Origin of the sequence: Candidatus Contendobacter odensis Run_B_J11 (assembly GCF_000531125.1) — a bacterium.
Taxonomy (GTDB): Bacteria; Pseudomonadota; Gammaproteobacteria; order Competibacterales; family Competibacteraceae; genus Contendibacter; species Contendibacter odensensis.
Window position 1 is genome coordinate 33,844 of record NZ_CBTK010000035.1, and the last position, 20,395, is coordinate 54,238.

The 20,395-nt window shown below is 58.8% G+C and carries 14 protein-coding genes; 8 read left to right on the plus strand and 6 right to left on the minus strand.

Features of this window, described 5'->3' with window-relative positions:
* Positions 1-52: 52 nt before the first annotated feature.
* The 4 genes from BN874_RS03120 to BN874_RS03135 form a co-directional block, all read right to left on the minus strand.
* A complete protein-coding gene (locus BN874_RS03120) occupies positions 53-940 on the minus strand; it encodes an IS982 family transposase (protein WP_034430778.1) in 888 nt (295 codons plus the stop codon).
* Between the two features lie 107 nt (positions 941-1,047).
* Positions 1,048-1,278 carry a hypothetical protein gene (locus BN874_RS25330; RefSeq protein ID WP_034430779.1) on the minus strand — a complete coding sequence of 77 codons (231 nt, stop codon included), beginning with the start codon at positions 1,276-1,278 and terminating at the stop codon, positions 1,048-1,050.
* Entirely contained in the window at positions 1,275-2,108 is an 834-nt protein-coding gene (locus BN874_RS03130; protein WP_034430780.1) for a helical backbone metal receptor, read from the minus strand. Before BN874_RS03130 ends, BN874_RS25330 begins: the two co-directional genes overlap by 4 nt.
* Before the next feature lie 21 nt (positions 2,109-2,129).
* Positions 2,130-3,062 carry an Rpn family recombination-promoting nuclease/putative transposase gene (locus tag BN874_RS03135; RefSeq protein WP_034430781.1) on the minus strand — a complete coding sequence of 311 codons (933 nt, stop codon included), beginning with the start codon at positions 3,060-3,062 and terminating at the stop codon, positions 2,130-2,132.
* Between the two features lie 143 nt (positions 3,063-3,205).
* On the opposite strand from BN874_RS03135, the gene icmF reads away from it, so the two are divergent.
* Both icmF and BN874_RS03145 read left to right on the plus strand, forming a co-directional pair.
* Positions 3,206-6,445, plus strand: coding sequence for a fused isobutyryl-CoA mutase/GTPase IcmF (gene icmF, locus BN874_RS03140; protein ID WP_034430806.1), 3,240 nt, complete (start codon positions 3,206-3,208; stop codon positions 6,443-6,445).
* Positions 6,446-6,566: 121 nt separating this feature from the next.
* Positions 6,567-7,754 (plus strand): vWA domain-containing protein, encoded by a 1,188-nt coding sequence (locus tag BN874_RS03145; RefSeq protein ID WP_034430782.1) that lies wholly within the window; start codon positions 6,567-6,569, stop codon positions 7,752-7,754.
* A 75-nt stretch (positions 7,755-7,829) separates the two neighbouring features.
* Here the strand turns inward: BN874_RS03145 and BN874_RS03150 are convergent, their stop codons facing one another.
* Together BN874_RS03150 and BN874_RS03155 are read right to left on the minus strand one after the other, a co-directional pair.
* Positions 7,830-8,987, minus strand: coding sequence for a glycerate kinase (locus BN874_RS03150; protein ID WP_034430784.1), 1,158 nt, complete (start codon positions 8,985-8,987; stop codon positions 7,830-7,832).
* 358 nt (positions 8,988-9,345) lie between these two features.
* Positions 9,346-10,260, minus strand: a complete 915-nt coding sequence (locus BN874_RS03155; protein ID WP_034430785.1) for a LysR family transcriptional regulator — start codon at positions 10,258-10,260, stop codon at positions 9,346-9,348.
* 135 nt (positions 10,261-10,395) lie between these two features.
* Between BN874_RS03155 and BN874_RS03160 the strand changes: the two genes are divergently transcribed.
* The 6 genes from BN874_RS03160 to BN874_RS03185 all read left to right on the plus strand — a co-directional run bounded on the left by BN874_RS03160 (position 10,396) and on the right by BN874_RS03185 (position 20,341).
* Positions 10,396-12,036: an NADH-quinone oxidoreductase subunit L gene (locus tag BN874_RS03160; RefSeq protein ID WP_051497351.1), complete on the plus strand. Its 1,641-nt coding sequence runs from the start codon at positions 10,396-10,398 to the stop codon at positions 12,034-12,036.
* Positions 12,036-14,534, plus strand: coding sequence for a YbcC family protein (locus BN874_RS03165; protein ID WP_034430786.1), 2,499 nt, complete (start codon positions 12,036-12,038; stop codon positions 14,532-14,534). Before BN874_RS03160 ends, BN874_RS03165 begins: the two co-directional genes overlap by 1 nt.
* 577 nt (positions 14,535-15,111) lie before the next feature.
* Positions 15,112-15,927 (plus strand): Solitary outer membrane autotransporter beta-barrel domain, encoded by an 816-nt coding sequence (locus BN874_RS03170; protein WP_034430787.1) that lies wholly within the window; start codon positions 15,112-15,114, stop codon positions 15,925-15,927.
* A gap of 1,107 nt (positions 15,928-17,034) precedes the next feature.
* Positions 17,035-17,310, plus strand: coding sequence for a hypothetical protein (locus BN874_RS03175; protein ID WP_034430808.1), 276 nt, complete (start codon positions 17,035-17,037; stop codon positions 17,308-17,310).
* Positions 17,311-17,461: 151 nt separating this feature from the next.
* The gene (locus BN874_RS03180; RefSeq protein ID WP_034430788.1) at positions 17,462-19,429 is read left to right on the plus strand and encodes an alpha/beta fold hydrolase; all 1,968 of its coding nucleotides are present in this window, start codon (positions 17,462-17,464) and stop codon (positions 19,427-19,429) included.
* 39 nt (positions 19,430-19,468) lie between these two features.
* The gene (locus tag BN874_RS03185) at positions 19,469-20,341 is read left to right on the plus strand and encodes a CPBP family intramembrane glutamic endopeptidase (protein ID WP_034430789.1); all 873 of its coding nucleotides are present in this window, start codon (positions 19,469-19,471) and stop codon (positions 20,339-20,341) included.
* Positions 20,342-20,395: the final 54 nt, after the last annotated feature.

Genomic DNA, 20,395 nt, shown 5'->3' on the forward strand with positions numbered 1-20,395 from the left:
TTCGGTTTCCAATCCACCCACAAGTTAGTATAGTTGCGCGATGTTCAACTTTTCAGGCGATTAGGCCCTCAAACTGGAGGTCTGACCGACCGAGGAGCCGGTTGACGAAGATGCACAGGGTGTGCGCCAAAAGCTTTCGCGTTATCCGACTCGTCAGATGCCACTGATCTCGCGCCCAGATTTTTCCCCAATGAAACCACCCCGTGAGTTGAGCAATGACGGTTTCGACAAGGCGACGGGTGGTGGTCAGTTGCTGAATGACGCTTGGGGTACGGGGATCAGCCCTGTTCGCCCGCAACGGGGTTTGCAGATCGATGTGGGCAGTGGCGAGTTCTTGCTTCAGGAAGGCACTAATGTAGCCTTTATCCCCAATGACCAAGCCCTGAATCCCCTCAGTCAAATCCCAAAGAGCCTCACGTTCATCAGCGGAGGCCGGGGTCACCGTCCCGCCGGTGATCACCCCATTAATGGTGACCATCCGATGGCCGTGAAACCCAGAGTAATACGGCTTTTTGGCGGCGCAGTAGCCGTAGTCGGCCGGCCCGGAAAACAACCGGTAACGTCGGGCGCGAGTCAGGACACCTAACGGCAGAGGACAGCCGTCCACGAGATGAATCGGATCCGTCACTGCTCCCAAGTCAATGACCAAGCGCCGATGAAGAGCCGGCTTGATCGCCCAGAGATGGGCCGCCTGCGGAGTGAACGTGGGGCGCGATCCCCACTGCGGAAACCACGAGGGCCAATGCCGATGAAAGTACTGCCAAAGAGGTAGATCGGTATCCAGTCCCAGAAACTCACCCACCACTTCCATCGTGATCACTTCGCTATCGGTCAACTTCGGGGCAAAACCCCGCTGGCGCAGACGCTGACCCCCAATTACCGAATCCCAGTGTTCTTCTACCCAGCAAAATACGGTGATGATAAAGTCTTCGAGCGGCATGACGGCATTCCCGGAGCGTTGCGATGGTGGGCTCCTCTCAGCGTATCTCACACCGCCATGCCGCGCCGCCATCCCATCCTCGATCATCCGAAAAGTCGAACATCGCGTTATAGTTCTGCTTCGGTAATTGCGTAGGCTGGGGTGTCGAGCATCGCAGTCTGGACGCCGGATGTACCGGCCACCTGACTAAGCCTATTCGCAAGGGCATGTTTCTGGCGGCGGTGCAGCATTTCATCCGCCCACCGCTGGCTTAGAAGCTGTGGTAGTTCTGCAACAAGCAGTGATTTGATTCCACCTTGAAAGGACGGGCTGTTTCTTCCAAGCAGGGCGCGGCTCATATCGAACAGATGGCGCCAGACCGTTGTGAATTTTCACTAGCAAACCGCGCTAGATAAGCCAATCCCGCAATGGCCCGGTTGCCGTACCACGAGGTCATTTCGCCGTCGATCAACCGCAATTTCTCCAGCGGGCAGTCGTAAGTACGGGCGAAGGCGTTCAAATCGGCCGGTTGGAATCGATACGGTTCGCTGCTGAACAGGACTAAATCTGCTGCATCCAGCAACGCTCGATTCAGTTCCAGCACCGGATAGCGCGCCTCGGATTCCGCCGGTAGCGTCTCCCACTCCACCAATGCCAGCATCCGGGCAATATAAGTGTCCCGGCTCACGCCCATCCACGGTTTGCGCCAGATCAAATACAGCACCCGCCGCCGGAGCCAAGCAACTTGCCGCAGTTCCGCCAGCGCCTGCTCGAATGTTGCCGCCAGCGTTTCCGCCTCGGCCCCACGGTTGAAAATACTGCCAATCAGGCGATAGAGCGGTACGTTGTCTTCCGGGGTTAGCGGATGAGTCACGATAATCTGCGGCACATAATCAGCCAGTTGATCCGCCAGTAATTTGGGATTTTCGTCAATGTTCAGGATGACATGGCTGGGTCGCAGCGCCCGCAACCGGGAATGCCTGATTTTCTTGGTGCCGCCCACACTGGGTAGCGCCGCGACCGCCAACGCCGGATGGACACAATAATGAGAGCGACCGACCACTTGCTCACCCAATCCCAATGCGAACAGCAGTTCGGTAATGCTGGGCACCAGCGAAACAATACGGGCAGACTCGGTAACCGGCGAATGCTGGATTCCGACAGCATCAGTCAGCGTGTTCCCTTTCATCTCTAGGCTCCAATGGCGGCTTCAGGAGGCTGGATCGGCTTGAGCAGCCAGCCAGGCGGCGAGATCGTCCAGGGTCTGAAAGTCGAGCAACGCTTCCGCCAAAATCTCGGCGTTGGCCAGGGACAGGCGACGAATCCGCCGGGATTGCTGCGCCGGAATACGACCGAAACGGCGTTTGATCAGGCGCAGCACCAGCGCAACACATTCTTCCTGCCGGCCTTCCTGCCGGCCTTCCTGCCGGCCTTCCTGCCGGCCCTCCTGTCGGCCTTCCTGCCGGCCTTCCTGCTGGCCTTCAGCGAAAACTTCCTGATAAAAGCGGCTTTGTTTGAGATCGGCGTGGGTAAATCCGAGCATGGCTTGAATCTCCTGACGGGTCAGTTTGGGTAGACGATAGACCAGGATGGTTTCGATCAGATCCAGCGCCTCGGCCAGGGGCAACGGTGAGGGTTCGCTGGCAATTCGAATTTGCTGCGCCAGGCGATGGCCTTGTTGGGCCGCAGCGGCTGGCGTGGCGATTAGCAGTTGGAGCAATTGGATGCCAAGGCTGGGTGTAGAGGCCTTTGCAAGGTCTTCCAGATAAACCCGCTGTACTTCCGGCAGGGTGAGCAGCGAGGAGTAACACGGATCCGACCGTTCGATAGCGCGTCGAGGGTAAATCACCAATGCCCGCCAGCATGGACGGGGGACGCTACGGTAGAGATAGAGGAAAATTTCCGAGAAAAACCGCCCGTAGAAATCATCGTCGGATTGCGCCTGGGCTTCCAGAAAAATCAGCGGAGCAGCAGGATCGTCGGTCGGCGGGATCAATAGACCATCGAGACGGAAAGCGGTTTGTTTAACCTCTTCGGCGCGAAAACTGTAGCCGCCCGGATTGGCGACGGTAACGCCGGCCAGTTCAAGAGCCAGAGTCGGCAATATGTTGAAAATACGATAGAACAGATTGTCGGTTTTCATGCAGCGGGCAGGGTGGATTCAGACGAGCATAGTGTAGCCCGGTCTCTCGCCACTGCACCGCAACGGCGTATCATTAACCCCCATAACAATCCCCAAGGAGAATCTCGATCATGTCCGCAGTCATCAGCTCTCTCAGGCTCCCGATGTCCGGGGTTGACCAAGTCCGGCCCCGACACAAAATTCGCTTCGTCACCGCCACCAGCCTGTTCGATGGTCATGACGCCTCCGTCAATATCATGCGTCGCATCCTTCAGGCCAGCGGTGCGGAAGTGATCCATCTCGGTCATAACCGCTCGGTGGAGGAAGTGGTGACTGCGGCCTTGCAGGAGGACGCGCAGGGCATCGCCATCAGCTCCTATCAGGGCGGCCACGTCGAGTTTTTCAAATACATGATTGATCTGCTGCGTGCGCGTGGCGGCGACACTATCAAGGTGTTTGGCGGCGGCGGCGGCGTAATCGTCCCGGCGGAAATTCACGAGCTGCATGACTACGGCGTGACCCGCATCTTCTCCCCGGAAGACGGCCAGGCGATGGGTTTGCAGGGCATGATTGATCACATGCTGAACCTCTGCGACGTTGATCCTGGTCAGTACGCCCCCAAAACACTCGACGGGATTCAAGCCGGTGACTGGCGGGCGCTGGCCCGGCTGATTACCGCGTTGGAAAACGGCACGGTGGCCCCCGAATTGCGCCAGCAGATTCTCCGCGAAGCCAAGACGCGCGCGATACCGGTTCTCGGCATTACCGGCACCGGCGGTTCCGGCAAGTCGTCGCTGACCGATGAACTGGTGCGCCGCTTCCGGCTGGATCAGGACGACCGGCTGAACATCGCGGTGATTGCCGCTGATCCGTCGCGGCGCAAAACCGGCGGCGCATTACTGGGTGATCGCATCCGCATGAATGCCGTCGCCGGCCCGAATCTGTATATGCGCTCGCTGGCGACGCGCGCCACCGGCAGCGAAGTCCCGGAAACCCTGGGCGATATTCTGGCCGCCTGCAAGCTGGCCGGCTTTGATCTGCTGATTGTTGAGACTTCCGGCATTGGTCAGGGCAACGCCGCCATCGTCCCGCTGGTGGATCGGTCGTTGTATGTGATGACGCCGGAATTCGGCGCGGCCTCGCAATTGGAAAAAATCGATATGCTGGATTTCGCCGATGGGGTGGCGATTAACAAGTTTGACCGTAAAGGGGCAGAAGACGCGCTGCGCGATGTGCGTAAGCAGGTGCAGCGTAATCGGCAAGCCTTTGGTCAATCACCGGAAGCAATGCCGGTTTATGGCACGATTGCCGCCCGTTTTAATGATGACGGCGTGACCGCGCTCTATCAGGGAGTGGTGGAATTATTGCGGGATCAAGGCTTGGATTTGCCACCGGGTCGGTTGTTGAAAGTAGAAAATAAAGCCGCTACCGGTAAAACCGTTATTGTACCCCCAGCACGATCCCGCTATCTGGCCGAAATTGCCGATACCGTGCGCGGCTATCATCGCCAGGTGAAAGAACAGGTCAAGCTGATTCGCCAGCGTCAGCAGTTGTACGCAGTCAAGGCAATGCTGGAAGTCACTCATAAGCCGACGGCTGATCTGGAACCCTTGCTGGAAAATATCGAGTCGCAGCTGGATTCACACGCCCGTAAGTTGGTAGAGATGTGGCCACAGGTTCGAGCCAGTTATAGCGGTGATGAATATGTGGTAAAAATCCGCGACCGGGAATTACGCACTCAAATCACCAGCCGTTCACTCTCCGGTACCCGCATTCCCAAGGTGGCCTTGCCGCGTTTTGAAGATCATGGTGAATTGCTGCGCTGGATGATGCTGGAAAATGTACCGGGTAGTTTCCCCTATACCGCTGGTGTATTCGCCTTTAAGCGCGAGAATGAAGATCCCACCCGGATGTTCGCTGGTGAAGGCGATCCGTTCCGCACCAATCGCCGCTTCAAGAAACTGTCCGAACATGCCGAAGCCACCCGCTTATCCACCGCTTTTGATTCGGTCACGCTGTATGGCTGCGACCCGGACGAGCGCCCCGATATTTACGGAAAAGTGGGCAATTCCGGGGTTTCCATTGCCACGCTGGATGATTTGAAGGTGCTGTATTCCGGTTTTGAGTTGTGTGCGCCGACCACATCGGTGTCGATGACCATCAACGGCCCGGCCCCGATGATTTTAGCGATGTACTTCAATACTGCATTTGACCAGCAGATCGATCAATTTGAGCGCGATAATCACCGCCCGCCCACCGACAATGAGATTGAAAAAATCCGGGAATGGGTATTGGCAAATGTGCGTGGCACGGTGCAGGCCGATATTCTTAAAGAAGATCAGGGTCAAAATACCTGCATCTTCTCTACCGAGTTCGCGCTAAAAATGATGGGAGATATTCAGGAGTATTTTGTCCATCACGGCGTCAAGAATTTCTATTCGGTGTCGATTTCCGGCTATCACATCGCTGAAGCAGGAGCGAATCCGATTTCGCAACTGGCTTTTACCTTGGCCAATGGCTTCACCTACGTTGAAGCCTATTTAGCTCGGGGAATGCACATTGACGATTTCGCCCCTAATCTGTCGTTCTTCTTCAGCAACGGCATGGACCCGGAATACTCGGTAATGGGTCGAGTAGCGCGGCGGATTTGGGCAACCGCCATGCGCGCTAAATACGGTGCGAATGAGCGGAGCCAGAAGCTGAAATATCATATTCAGACTTCAGGCCGCTCCCTGCACGCTCAGGAAATGGATTTCAACGACATTCGCACCACCTTGCAAGCATTGATCGCCATTTACGATAACTGCAATTCCTTGCATACCAATGCGTATGATGAGGCAGTAACGACGCCGACTGATGAATCGGTGCGGCGGGCTTTGGCGGTGCAGTTGATCATCAATCGGGAATGGGGACTGGCGAAGAACGAGAACCCTAATCAGGGCGCCTTTATCATTGATGAATTGACTGATTTGGTGGAAGAGGCGGTATTACAGGAATTTGAGCGGATCAGCGAACGCGGCGGGGTATTGGGCGCGATGGAAACCGGGTATCAGCGCGGCAAGATTCAGGAAGAATCGCTGTATTACGAAACCCGCAAACACGATGGATCACTGCCTATCGTGGGTGTCAACACCTTCCGCAATCCCAATGCCAAACATGAGCAGGCGACGGTCGAATTGGCACGATCCACCGATGAGGAAAAGCAGAGTCAATTACGACGGTTGCGGGAATTTCAGGAACGGAACCGCCAGGGCAGTGGGGCAATACTGGCACGGTTGAAACAGGCAGCGATTGCCAATGAAAACCTGTTTGCGGTGCTGGTAGAGGCAGTGCGTTATTGCTCGCTGGGGCAGATTACCACGGCATTGTTTGAAGTCGGCGGGCAGTATCGGCGGAATATGTAGTCATCAGAACTTTTGCACCATCCGTTCACTCTTCGACCGGCTCGACGGGTTCGCAGCTTAGGGCGAACGGAAAGTTCTCAAGTTAATGGCAGTGGGGTTAAGAGTGAGGGCGTATTTCATTATGATGACTGACTTTTTTTTCAAATTACGCCAAGCCAGCATTCCGGTAACGCTGACGGAGTTCTTGACCCTGCTGGAAGCGCTGAATCAGCGGGTGACGACACATAGCATCGAGGAGTTTTATTACCTGGCGCGGGCGGCGCTGGTAAAAGACGAGCGCCATTACGACCGCTTCGATCAGGTCTTCGGCAGTCATTTTAAGGGCCTGGCGACGCAGTTCGACCAGGTGATCGGCGCTGAGGTGCCGCTGGAATGGCTGCATAAGCTGGCGGAACTGACCCTGAGCGACGAAGACAAGCAACTCATTGAATCGCTCGGTGGTTGGGAAAAACTGATGGAGACTTTCGCCCAGCGCATGGCCGAACAGGAAGGTCGGCATCAGGGCGGCAACAAGTGGATCGGCACTGCCGGCACCTCGCCGTTTGGAGCCTATGGTTACAACCCGGAAGGTATCCGCATTGGTCAGGACGGCTCGCGCCACCGCCGGGCGGTCAAGGTGTGGGATCGCCGCGAGTTTCGCAATCTGGATGACACGGTGGAACTGGGCACCCGCAATATCAAGGTGGCGCTGCGGCGGTTGCGACGCTTCGCCCGTGAAGGCGCCGCTGAAGAATTGGATATTGACGACACCATCCGTTCAACGGCGCGTAATGCCGGCTATCTGGAATTGAAAATGGTGCCAGAGCGGCATAATGCGATCAAGGTGTTGCTGTTTCTGGATGTGGGCGGCTCCATGGATGATCACGTCCGGGTCTGTGAAGAACTGTTTTCGGCGGCACGCAACGAGTTCAAAAATCTGGAATACTTCTATTTCCACAACATGGTTTACGAGGGATTGTGGAAAGATAACCGTCGTCGCTACACCGAGAAGACGGAAACGCTGGCGGCACTGCGCACCTTCAGCTCGGATTACAAGTTAATTCTGGTCGGCGACGCCACCATGAGTCCCTACGAAGTCACTTATCCGGGCGGCAGTGTCGAACACTTTAATCCCGAAGCCGGTGATGTATGGATGACTCGGTTATTGGCTGCTTATCCCCATGCGATCTGGTTGAATCCACAGCCGCAGAATCGCTGGAGTTATGTGCCGTCGATTCAAATGGTGCGGGAATTGATGAATGATCGGATGTATCCGCTGACGCTGGAAGGATTGGAACAGGGGATTCGGGCATTGCAGCGGACACGGTAGAGCCAGTCAGTGGATCGTTGTAACCGCTTATCCAGCAATGCACCCGCCACGGCTTTGAGGCGGAGTAAATCCGGCCTAAACGATCATGCACGGTGCAATGCGGATACCTACCGCAATCAGCCGTGCCAACCGTTCCGCCGCATCTTCGATGAGCGCCGGCCCCGCCGCCAAACAGTCCTCCAGCGTCATCGGGCGTGGAGTGGTGCTGGCAGCGGCATCAATCCCGCTGGCGTAAATCGCCTGATAATCACGTCCCAAACCGCCCGACAAACACACGACCGGCACACCGAACTCCTGCGCGACTTTGGCGATGCCTGCCGGTGCTTTGCCGAACGCGGTTTGATAATCGGTAGCGCCTTCGCCGGTGATCACCCAATCTGCCCGGCGGATCAAATCCCGCAGACCAGTGGCAGCGATGACGATCTCGATACCGGGTTGCAGCCGGGCGTTGGTGAACCATAGTAGCGCCGCGCCCAAGCCGCCTGCCGCACCGGCGCCGGGCTGTTCCGTCACGTCGCGCCCGAAGGTTTGGGCGGCGATGCGTCCATAGTGCCGCAGGGCGTGGTCCAGCTCGATCACCATCGCCGGCGTCGCCCCCTTTTGCGGGCCGTACACCGCCGAAGCGCCGCAGGGGCCGCACAGCGGATTATCTACATCACAAGCGGTTTGAATCTGAGTTTCCCGCAAACGCTGGTCCAAACCGCTCAGGTCTATCGCCGCCAGACGACTCAGCGCCGCCCCGCCCGGCGGCAGCGGTTCGCCTGCCGCATCCAGGAACCGCACCCCCAGCGCCTCAGCCATGCCCGCACCGCCGTCATTGGTGGCGCTGCCGCCGATGCCAATGATCAAGTGGCGCAAACCATGGTCCAGTGCCATCCGGATCAGTTCGCCGGTGCCACGGCTAGTAGTCAAACGCGGATCGCGCTGGGCGGGCGGCACCAGTGGCAAGCCGGATGCCGCCGCCATTTCAATCACTGCGGTCGCACCATCACCCAGAATGCCCCATTGTGCGCTGACGATTTCGCCCAGTGGCCCGGTGACGGCAGTCTGGCAAAACGTACCGCTGGTTGCGGCGACCAGTGCCTCAACCGTGCCTTCACCACCATCGGCGATGGGTATCTTGAAAATCTCGGCGTCGCGGAACACCCGTTGGATGCCCCGCTCAATGGCTTGGGCGACGCTGAGCGCAGCAACACTGCCTTTGTAGGAATCAGGCGAAATCACGATACGCATTAGCTTCGGTTCCCTTGAACGTGAGGGTACTCAGCCTAAATTGTAGTCCCGGATTAAGACCGGAGGATTTGCGATCCCTTGCCTTGATAGCAAACTTGACCCGTTCAGCCAGGTTATCGATACCGAGTTTCAGCATGACTCGGCAACGGTTAGCAAAGCGTAATCTGCGGTACCGTGGTGTTCGTGGCGCTCACGGCGATTGCCGACTATGTAATCCAGCAACGCGGTCCTGGCAGTTGGGCGCATCGAGTCGGTGACCAAACAGCTCTACGCCATCACCACCGAGCGCCGGCTGCTGCATCCCGCCATCGTCGCGGTGGTCTAGGCTACGCAGCGCGAGTTTTTCGGAAATCCGAACTTAGGGTGAGTTCGATGGCGCCACGCCCAGCACGTCCGCTTCCGGACGTTTCAACAAAGTTTGCAGCAGCGGAGACGCGAAGTGCCGCTTGACCGTAATCGCGTAAAAATTTTCGTAGAGATGCGGCACGACGCAATATTCTTCGAGTAGCCCGCCGCGCAGTTCGTCCTGAACTACCACCGTTGGCAGCAGGGCGACGCCTGCCGAGTCGCGCGCCAGCAGGCGCAGCATCGCCATATCGTCCACTTCGGCGAGCGCCTGATAATGTAGGCCCAGTTGCTCGCACAGTAGATCGAAGGCGGCCCGGATGTCGCTGTCCCTGCCCGGCAGCAGCAAGGGCCGCTCGGCCAGTTCCGCCGGGAAGCGGAACGCTTCATTGCCCTGGCGGGGCCTGCCCACCAAGCTCACCGGCTGACGGGCGATGCGCCGGCAGCGCCAGGGATGGTCGGCGTCGCCGTGAACCCGGCGGTTGGAAAGCACCAGATCCAGATTGTGCGTGCCCAGGCGGGTTAACAACTCGTCGAGGCTGCCTGACTGAAGCACCAACTCCACATCAGGCCGCAATAGCAGCGGCCTGACGAAGTTTTCCTGAAAGTTCCGCGACAGAGTGGCCACACCCCCAATGCGCAAGACATGGCGCTCGCGGCGCTGGCTGTCGCGCAGCAGTGCTAACAACTCGTTGCCGGTCGTGAAAATCCCCTCGGCGTAGCTCAGCGCCAGCCGCCCCGCCTCGGTCAACCGCAAGACCCTGCCTTCCCGGGTGAACAGGGCTTGACCGAGTTGACCCTCCAACAGCTTGATTTGCGTCGACAGCACCGACTGCGATACGTGCAGGCGGGTCGCGGCGCGGGTCAGGTTGCCCTCCTTGGCGACCGCCCAAAAGGAATGCAGATGGTGATAGTTCAGTCGCGACATCGGCGTTTTAATCTATTTAATAGAACGATAAATTAACATCTATGTATTTTACAGAACTAAAAGAATTGCGCACAATTCTTTTGCACAATCGCAAACAACCTTGGAGACCTTACCAATGAACGAGAGGCCCTGCCCATGAATGACACCCTGCCGATGCAAGCGATACCACTGTTCGCGATTCCTCTCTTTTATTTGCTGGCAGCCTGGATTCCAAGCCTGTCCAGGCTGGCACTAGAGCGACGCTGGCTTTTGGCGCAGGCAAGCACTGTCTTGGCGATGGGTTGCGTGCTGCTCTCGTTGGTAGTACTGGCGGTCAGCGGTCCGGCGGTCGTACCGGGGCCGACTGTCGCGACCCTGGGCAAGCTGGGCGCTCTCACTTTAAGTGTGCGCACCGACGCGGTGGGCGGCATCGTCCTGTTGCTGGTGAGCTTCATTGGCTGGGTCATCGTGCGCTACTCGCAATCCTATCTGGGCGGCGACCGGGGCCAAGCGCGCTACATACGCGCCTTGCTGTCCACCCTGGCGGCGGTCAGCCTGATTGTCGTCACCAATAATCTGATCATGCTGGCCCTGGCCTGGCTGGCTGCGAGCCTGACGTTGCATCAACTGCTCACGTTCTATAACGACCGGCCACAGGCGTTGATCGCGGCCCACAAAAAATTTATCGCCAGCCGGGTGGCGGATCTGTGTCTGTTCCTTGCCGTGGCCTTGATCGGAGCGACCCTCGGCAGTGTCGAAATCGACCAGGTGTTGGTGCGAGTTCAGGGACTGGTGGCGCTGCCCTTCAGCCTCCAGGCGGCGGCCGTCCTGATTGCCGCCACCGCCCTGCTCAAGTGCGCACAACTGCCGGTACATGGCTGGCTGATCCAGGTGATGGAAGCGCCCACCCCGGTGTCGGCGCTCTTACATGCCGGTGTGGTGAATCTGGGCGGCTTTGTGCTGATCCGGTTAAGCGCGCTGATGATGGACGCGGTGGCCGCTCAAACCTTGCTGGTAGTAGTGGGCAGCGTGACCGCCATCGTCGCTGCGCTGGTGATGATGACCCGCATCAGCATCAAGGTGATGCTGGCCTGGTCAACCTGCGCCCAGATGGGTTTCATGCTGATGCAGTGTGGCTTGGGAGCCTATGACCTGGCGCTGCTGCATCTGGTGGCGCATTCGCTGTACAAGGCGCACGCCTTTCTGGGTGCCGGCGGCGCGGTGGAACAAGCGCGCCTGCGCCAGATGACGCCGTCCCAGCCCGTAGTCGGACTGGGCACGAGCCTGATCGGCGCACTGGCGGGTCTGTTCATGGTGACGGTGGCCGGCTTCCTCTGGGGCATTCATCCCGGTCAGCAGCCGGCGCTGTACGCGCTGGCCGGCATCGTGTGCCTGGCGCTGACCCCGTTGCTGACGGTTGAAGCCCTGCGCATCGGCGGACTCTGGCCGCTGACGCTCTTGCTGGGCGCTTTCGGCGTGGCGTTCGCCTACTTCGGCTTGCACCAGTGGTTCAGCCTGTGGGTTGCGCTGCCCGACACCGGACATGGGGCCGGGGCGGGCCTGGTCGGCTGGGTGCTGTTGTGCTTCGCCCTGCTGTTCCTGCTGCAAGGCGTGATCCGGGCGCGGCCCCAGGGTCTGGTGGCGCAGCGCCTGTACCCGTGGTTTTACGCCGGCTTGCATCTGGACGAGCTGTTCACCCGTGCCACCTTCCGGTTTTGGCCCGCCCGACTGGCACCGGAGCCAACCACCGCTATCGTCCGTTCCCACCTTCCCACGACCATCCCAGGAGTCCTGTAATGAGCGCCGTCGCCGACCGTACCGATTCCCACGCGGCCCTCGATCACAGCGTGACCCGCGCCTGCCAACGCATCGCACCCACCTGGCCGCTCGACCAATTCATCGCCGTCAATCCCTACTGGGGCTATGTCAATCAGCCGATTGACGATGCCGCCGCAGCGCTGGGCAGCCTGTCGGGGGCCTCGCTGCTGATGCCGCGCACCTTCTATCTGGACCATTGGAAAGTCGGGCATTTGCGCCGCGAACACCTGCAAGGCGCCATCGACGCGGCGGGCGCGTCCTGCACGGTGGATGCGCTGGTCGCCAGTCTGTACGAAACGGCGGCCCCCGTTCCGCGCTTGCGGCTGGTCACCGACCTGGTCGATGGGCATCGCGATTTGCAACACGCGATGGCGTGGTGCGATTTCGTCACCCATCAGATCAGCCAGCATTGCGCGGCCTATTTCGATCACGGCCAATCGACCTGGGCACCCGACTGGCGGGCGGGTCTGTATCCCACTTGGCGGCGTCAGGCTATCGGCGATCACGGTCCGCGACTGTTGATGGGTTACCAGGACTTCGGTCAGACGGTGAACGCCCTGCCCGACGAGCCAATGGCGCTGATCGTCGCTGCCACTCAGGCGCTGGGCGTGCCGGAGTCCGGTTACGAGGCTTATTTCACCGCGCTGTTGCTGAGTATCAACGGTTGGGCCTCTTGGTGCGCCTACGAAGGTTGGCAGGCCGGCCTGGCCCAGCGCGAGGACGAACGGCGGATCGTGCATCTGCTGGCGATCCGGCTCGCGTGGGAATGGGTGCTGTACCAGGGCGGGCAGCGGGCCTCGATCGAGGCGCAGTGGACCGCTTCCTGGCGCGGCCATGAACGGCTGGTCCCTCTGGCGCACGCGGCCCGCCAGCACGACTGGTTGTTGCAACAGGCCCTGGAGCGAGCCTATCAGGAGCCGTTGTGCCAAGGTCTGTTGCAGGCGGATCCGGCTCCGGCGGCGACGCCGGCGGCGCAGGCGGTGTTTTGCATCGACGTGCGCTCCGAAGTGTTCCGCCGCGCCCTGGAAGCCAGCAGCCCGTCCATCCAAACTTTGGGGTTCGCCGGCTTCTTCGGCCTGCCAATCGCCTACAACCCGCTGGGGACAGCACTGACCCGCCCGCAATTGCCCGGACTGCTGGCCCCGGCGCGCTGCGTGACCGATGAGTGCGATTCACCGGCGTCGGGCGCGGACATCGCACGCCGCCGCGAGCAAACCTTGCAATGGCGGCAACGCTGGCAGGACTTTCGCTCCCAGGCCAGCTCCACGTTCACCTTCGTCGAGTCGATGGGACTGCTCTATGCCGGCAAGCTGCTGAAGAACAGCCTGGCGCTCGAAGCCGCGCCCCGGCCGGTGGAGCAATCCGGTCTGTCCGCCACCCAGCTTCATCATCTCCGGCCGCGTCTGCCGGCTTTGGCCGACGACGCCGATCCGGCGGAAGCGAAGGCGCGCTGCGACATGGCCGCAGCCGTCCTGGGGGCGATGAGTCTGACCGAGGGATTGGCGCGGTTGGTGTTGTTAGCGGGTCATGGCAGTCAAAGCGCCAATAACCCTCATGCAGCGGGATTGGACTGCGGCGCGTGCGGCGGCCAGACCGGCGAGGTGAACGCACGTGTACTCGCCGCCCTGCTCAACGATCCGGCGGTGCGGCAGGGGTTGCGCGCCCGGGGTCTGGTCATTTCGGACGATACTCACTTCGTGGCTGGTCTGCACAACACCACCACCGATGAGGTGTACCTGTACGATCTCGATCAAGCGCCGGCCAGTCACGCCGCCGATCTGGCCCAGTTGCAACAGTGGCTGGCGCAGGCCGGAACGCGGGCGCGCGCCGAACGGGCTGCGACGCTCGGACTCGGCGACGGCATCCATCAGGCGGCGATGCTGGAGCGGGTGATCAAGGTGCGGGCCACCGACTGGGCGCAAGTGCGTCCCGAGTGGGGGCTGGCCAACAACGCGGCGTTCATCGTGGCCCCGCGCGTGCGCACCCGGTGCCTGAACTTGGCCGGGCGCACGTTCCTGCACGACTACCAGTGGCGACGAGACCCCAATCTCTCGACCTTGGAACTGATCATGACGGCACCGATGCTGGTTACCAACTGGATCAACATGCAGTACTACGCATCCACCGTCGACAATGAGCGCTACGGCAGCGGCAACAAGGTGCTGCACAACGTGGTGGGCGGACGGCTCGGCGTATTCGAGGGCAACGGCGGCGATTTACGCATCGGCCTACCGTTACAGTCGTTGCACGACGGCGAAGTGTTGCGCCATACCCCACTGCGGCTGAGTGTTTTCATCGAAGCGCCGCTTTCCAACATCGATACGATCATCGCCAAGCATGAAATCGTCAGGCATTTGCTCGATCATGAATGGCTGTATCTGTTCCACATCGGGGACGAAGAGCAGACCATCTCGCAGTATCGCGCCGGTCGCTGGCAGGTGGTGGCGCAATCTCCGGCCATGGCGAAAACCGCGTAGGCCGTGGAAAAAATGCCCCTCTCCCGCGACGGGTGGAAGAGGGGAGCAGGCGGGAAGGCCCGCTCGATTTCGCACGGGTCGTCAACCCGTGTTCCGCATCCCCGCCGCCAGCGCTTTGATGGGGTCTGATCAGCAATGATTCGGACAGTTTTTGGTTTCGGCCTCGTGGACGGAAAATACATCAGTGTGTGGAACCTCTTGAACAATCAGAGCTTCAAGCATCTCTCATAGGTCAAGCAAAATCAACGAGTTATTTTATCCCACTCTGGTCAACCCCTCACTTCGATTTAATTCAGCCTATGAAGGCTAACCCGTTGATGGTGATCACCAAAACTGTCCGAAGTATTGATTAAAAACTCATGAAATATAAAATCGAAATTTCTAACAGGCTACCAAAATCACGACGGGTAACGTGATTGAATCACTCAAATTTGCAGCGCCAGTCTGTGGATGGCTGCTAGTCGTAGCGCCTTTCTCGGTTCTCGCCCAATCGGGGTCAAACGATACCATTGATCAAATACGCCGACAGGCCATCCAGCAGGCCGGGCCGGATCGATTGGGAGCGGGGTACGCCGCCATGATGAACTTCGCTGCCACGCCCGACATCTCCTCCGCCACCTATTACGTCGACGGCGCCAATGATCCGACGCTGAATGTCTACAAGATCCCATTACGGCATGAATTTGCGCTGGAGGGGCGGGATTGGAAGCCATTCGTGCAGGCTACCTTCGGCTATCTGGATTACGAAGCCAAATTCGATTTCCTGCCCCAAGAATCGGTCAAGGCCGACTGGAAATCCTACGGCGGATCGCTGAGCCTGGGCGTGAATGTTCCTTTCGATCAGAGCGTTACTTTTGTGTCGGCGCTCGATCTCGGTCTCCTGCGTCTCGAAAGCAGCGCCGATTATCGGGGGCCAGTTGCCGAAACCATTCTCAAGCCGGCCCTGAAAGGCGTGGTCTTCGACTGGGACGCGGACGCCACGCTGGTCGGGGCGACGCTGGGCCTGGATTATAACCGCCCGTTCGATTCGTGGACGGTGGAAGGCCGAACCCGGCTGACCTACAACCACATCGACACCTACGACAGTTCCAGCGATCTGGTCGAATTCGACGCCAACATCGCCACATTTACCCTGCAAGTTGATGTGATCAAGCCGATTGACGCGCAAGTCGGCGGTTATCCGCTGGCGCTGGTCGGTCATTTCGGCAATACCACGTTTATCGGCGATAATCGCGACGCGCTGGGCTTCGACACCTTTTTCGAGGCGGGTCTGGCGCTCGAAACCGATATTTCCAAAAACGACTGGCCGGTAAAAAAACTGCGCCTCGGCGCGATGGGCATTTTCGGCCCCGATGTCACCGGCTGGAGCCTGATTTTCGGTTATCGATTCTAAGAAGCTGTACCACCCCAAATCCACATATCAGAGGAAAAATTGGAGTCAATCACCCCGCCCTAAAGGGCGAGGCTTGTGGTGGCTAAAGCCGCAAGTCTGGGTTGACCAGCCTAAGCCCGCCTGACAGGGACGTTAAAAGGGGCTACGTTGCGTAGAGGTTCAAGACTCACCTTGGGGCGCTTCCTCAACTCCAAGCTCTGAAAGTCCCGGTTGCAGACACGCATAGGGTAAGCACGAAACGGATTGGGACGTAATGCCGCTACGCAACATGGGCGAGGGGAGCGAGCCGCAAGGCTCCGTTACCAGACCCTTACGGGTTGACAGCCGGGAAAGACCGGCACCTAACGTCAAAGGCTGACCGTGCGTTGCACGGTTCGCTCTACCTCCCCGCCCTAAAGGACGGGGTCTCTCGCGGAGAATCTGATGAAAAAGCAACTGAAGAACGGTTTGAGCCTGGCGATTGCGGCGGCGATGATGACCTCACCGGCGGCGTTTGCCTACAACCAAACCGATGCTATAGAGGATTGTCAGGATAAGATTTTCGATGATTCCCAGTACTCCAGGTACTCCGATGCGCATGGCGTGACCGCTCAGGAAGCCGGGCGCAATTCCTACAAGGTGACCGGCCTGGTCAAGGATCGGAACAAAAAGGAGCATCGTTTTAACTGCCGGATCGATCACCGCGAGGTGGTGAGCTGGAACGTCAGCCCGGAAGAAATTTCAGATTCCGACAAAAAGACAGCGGCGGCGGTCGGCGCGGGCGTCCTCGGCCTGGCCATCCTCGCTGCTGCGGTGAGCGGCAATAAGGATCATGACGATAAACGCAGCGCCTATGGTCGAGGCGAGGGTTCGTCATTCGACGACATGGGCTACCTGAAGCAGGAATGCACCAACGAAGTGCGCCGCCATCTGGATCGAGAGCATGGTCAGGTCCGCGATCTGGAATTGACTCATCCGGATTTGAACAACCGCACCCTGACCGGCAACGGTCGGGTTTCCTTCGAGCGCGGCGGTCATCGGGAACTGTCGTTCACCTGTAATTTCGACCGTCGCGGCCAGATTCAGGACGGGCATTACAGCTATGCGGGCGGCGACAGCGATAGCCGCATGGCCCGCGCTGACGAAAGTGGAGCGGGCGCTTCCAAGGGCGGTATCCCGCTCCTAAACGCCACCTGTCCTGGCGGCTACGAGGTGCATGCCGACAAGGGCGGCCCGATTTATATCGGCGGCAAGGAAACCAAACTCAAAAAATTCAACGACAACGCCTTCGAAGCCACCGGTTCTGATATCACCCTCTCCCTCACCATCAATCCCGACGGTTCGCCCAGCCTGTCTTACACGGGCCAGGGTCGCGCCCACGGCATTTGCACGATCTCGAACTGATCCCGATCCTGCACGAGCGGCAGGCCGAACGCTTCCGTGACGGTCTGCCGCCCTCGTCATCCCCACTGGAGAGCCTTATGCGCCGTTTCTTTCTGTCTCCAACTCCCGGATGGCTGCATAAAGGGTTTCGGCTTGGAATGGAGTGGACACCATGAACTATCATCAGATTCTCGCATTGATCGCAGTACTCACCGGAAATGCGGGCGATGACTTCGCAACGCTGAAGTCCGGCGGAGCTGACCCAAAGGCGCCCATCGCGCAGATTTTGTGTCCGCGCCCCTTGCCGGCCAATGAGATCGAAGGAAAGACCGTGTTCTGCGGCACGGTGCAGGTGCCGGAAGACAATTCCAAGCCTGATGGCAAGAAGATTACCCTCAAGTTCTCGATCCTCAAATCCTGGTCGCAATATCCTGAACCTGATCCGCTGGTCTATCTGCAAGGCGGTCCCGGCGGCAGCGCCATCAACCAGATCCCTCTGATAGCCGGCACTTTTGATCCTTTTCGTAAAACCCGCGACGTGGTGTTCTGGGACCAGCGTTCCGCCGGTCTCTCGGGCCAGTCCGTGAAGTGCTTCAATGCGCTTGCCGTGAATGCGGCCAAGATTGCAAAAAAGGAACACACCACCACCGACATCACTGGTGCGAACAAGGACAGCAACACCATCAGCGACTGCCTGAAGGAAATCGAAGCAGCGGGCATCGACATTGCGAAATACAACACCTTCGAGAATGCCAAGGACGTGCGCACCATCACCAGGGCGCTCGGCTATCCGACCTATAATCTCTACGGCATTTCCTACGGCACCAAGCTGGCGCTGGAAACCATGCGTGTGGCGCCAGAGGGCATTCGCTCGGTCATCATTGATGGCGTGGCCCCACCCTGGGTTAAACTTTATGAAACCCTCACGCTCAAGATCGGCGAAGCCATTGAGAACGTGGTCGTGCAATGCAAGGCAGATGAGACCTGCAACAAGACCTATCCTGATCTGGATAAGGTGATCATTGAAACGCTGAAAATGGCGAAACAGGGCAAGGTCATCCACCAGGGCAAGCCCGTCACGCCCGAGACTATCTTCCGCCCCTTCGATGAGCGCAACGGCAAATACGGCAACCTGTCGATGACGCCCTATATCCCGGCCTTCATCTATGAACTTCACCGTGGCAAGGAAATGCCGACGGTTGACATGCTGGTGGGCAGGGACTTCGTCATGCCCACGCCGGGCGATGACGATGTGGCGGCCGCTTCGGCCAAACTGCCGAAACAGCAGCGCGCCTTGATCGACACGCTGGCTGACAATGCGGCGATTGCACAGCGGGTTGATCGTTCGAACCTGAATGTAATGGAAGAACTGCGGGATGCGCTGGACGCCAGCGCGAATTACGGACCCGTGGCTGCGTTGTTCGACCAGGAACTGGAGAAGGCGCTGATTGCTGAGAAAGCAAGAGATGCGTCAAAGACCGGGAAGATTGTGGCTGACTATGTTGCGCTTCAGAACACGGAGGCTTCAAAAGAGAATCTCAGCGCCTTTGTCAAAGCCCACACCACGGGCGAGGCGAGCACCCGGCTTCTGGCCCTGATCGAGGGCATGAGTGCGGCAGAGTTGTCCGGCTCCTTTGCCATCATCCAGCGCGATACGGCTGCGTCTGAGACTGCATTCTTCAACGACATGTATCTCTACAATTATGCCTGTCAGGAGGACATTCCTTACAACAGCTTCGAGGGTTATCAGAAATTTACAGCGAGCCAGAAGTATCCCTACATTGGCGACGCCTATGATCCGCTTGCCAAGAACTTCTTTGGCTCCTGCATTCCCTTCAAGCCGCAACCGCGTGAGAACTGGCAAACGCCCGTAGTGAGCGACATCCCGACCCTGTCCATCGGCGGTCTTTATGATACCCAGACACCGGCAAGCTGGGCCCAGGTGGCCATTGAAAAAATGACCAACGCGCAAGCCTTCCTGATTCCGGAAGCAGGCCACGGTTCCTTGGCCTACCAGTCCTGCGTGGCCGATATGGGCGTGGCCTTCATCAACAACCCGCAGCGCAAGCTTTCGAATGCCTGCCCGAAGAGCATCAAGATCAACTGGCACATTCCAGACTGGGCGAAGGCGGCAAAGTGAGGAAATCTGGGTGATTGAATATTGGCTTGAGGAACCGGCATGACTGAAAACACCCATGCGAAACCGGCCCTGTGGCTGCGTGTCCTGCAATTCCCGCTTGTCCGCTTGATCTTGCTCGGCCCGCTGCTGTTCCTGATGATGGGCATCAGCAACGGCTTCTGGGGAAATACTTTTGCTGATTCGCCACTGATAGGCATCGCCATAGCAGCCTTGATGGCCGCTCTTGGCTTTGCCGTGTATATCGCTTTTGTGAAGTTCATCGAACAGCGCCCGGTCAGTGAGCTGGCCCTGCCGGCGATGGGCCGTGAACTTGGACTGGGCCTGTTGATCGGCGCCGGCCTCTACACGCTTTGCGTGCTGGTCCTGATGGCGCTCGGCGTTTACCGCATTGAAGGAATCAACCCCTTGGCGCTCCTGCTGCCGTCTGTCGCCATGGCGCTGAGTTCCGGGGTCTTCGAGGAACTGCTGCACCGGGGGACAATTTTCCGCAATGTCGAGGAATTGCTCGGCAGTTGGATTGCGTTGTTGTTCTCGGCGCTGTTTTTCGGCTTCCGGCATTTGTCCAACGCTGACGGCAACATCGTCGGGGCCATTGCCATCACCATTGAAGCGGGCCTGCTGCTTGCCGCCGCTTATATGCTGACCCGTCGCTTGTGGCTGAGCATCGGCTTTCACATCGCGTGGAACTTCACCCAAGGCGGCATCTTCTCCGGATCAGTGTCCGGCGCCTTCGAACAGCCCGGCCTGTTCAAGGCTACAATCGAAGGGCCGGAATTGCTGACCGGTGGCAAGTTCGGGATGGAAGCCACCATTGTCGCATTGCTGATCGGTGCCACCGCTGGCCTGGTGATGCTGGTCATGGCCGTCCGGCGCGGCAACATTGTGCCACCGTTCTGGCAGCGCGCAGGCTGACTTGCATTACGGTCAAGAGCATCAAGATCGACTGACACATCCCGGATTTACTGA

Bases quoted from the DNA above. Each gene is read 5' to 3' on its own strand.
- BN874_RS03130 (WP_034430780.1), bottom strand. From the start codon at position 2,108: ATGAAAGGGAACACGCTGACTGATGCTGTCGGAATCCAGCATTCGCCG.
- BN874_RS03185 (WP_034430789.1), top strand. From the start codon at position 19,469: ATGACTGAAAACACCCATGCGAAACCGGCCCTGTGGCTGCGTGTCCTG.
- BN874_RS03165 (WP_034430786.1), top strand. From the start codon at position 12,036: ATGAGCGCCGTCGCCGACCGTACCGATTCCCACGCGGCCCTCGATCAC.
- BN874_RS03155 (WP_034430785.1), bottom strand. From the start codon at position 10,260: ATGTCGCGACTGAACTATCACCATCTGCATTCCTTTTGGGCGGTCGCC.
- BN874_RS03145 (WP_034430782.1), top strand. From the start codon at position 6,567: ATGATGACTGACTTTTTTTTCAAATTACGCCAAGCCAGCATTCCGGTA.
- BN874_RS03120 (WP_034430778.1), bottom strand. From the start codon at position 940: ATGCCGCTCGAAGACTTTATCATCACCGTATTTTGCTGGGTAGAAGAA.
- icmF (WP_034430806.1), top strand. From the start codon at position 3,206: ATGTCCGGGGTTGACCAAGTCCGGCCCCGACACAAAATTCGCTTCGTC.
- BN874_RS25330 (WP_034430779.1), bottom strand. From the start codon at position 1,278: ATGAGCCGCGCCCTGCTTGGAAGAAACAGCCCGTCCTTTCAAGGTGGA.
- BN874_RS03180 (WP_034430788.1), top strand. From the start codon at position 17,462: ATGAACTATCATCAGATTCTCGCATTGATCGCAGTACTCACCGGAAAT.
- BN874_RS03175 (WP_034430808.1), top strand. From the start codon at position 17,035: ATGGCCCGCGCTGACGAAAGTGGAGCGGGCGCTTCCAAGGGCGGTATC.
- BN874_RS03135 (WP_034430781.1), bottom strand. From the start codon at position 3,062: ATGAAAACCGACAATCTGTTCTATCGTATTTTCAACATATTGCCGACT.
- BN874_RS03170 (WP_034430787.1), top strand. From the start codon at position 15,112: ATGATGAACTTCGCTGCCACGCCCGACATCTCCTCCGCCACCTATTAC.
- BN874_RS03160 (WP_051497351.1), top strand. From the start codon at position 10,396: ATGAATGACACCCTGCCGATGCAAGCGATACCACTGTTCGCGATTCCT.
- BN874_RS03150 (WP_034430784.1), bottom strand. From the start codon at position 8,987: ATGCGTATCGTGATTTCGCCTGATTCCTACAAAGGCAGTGTTGCTGCG.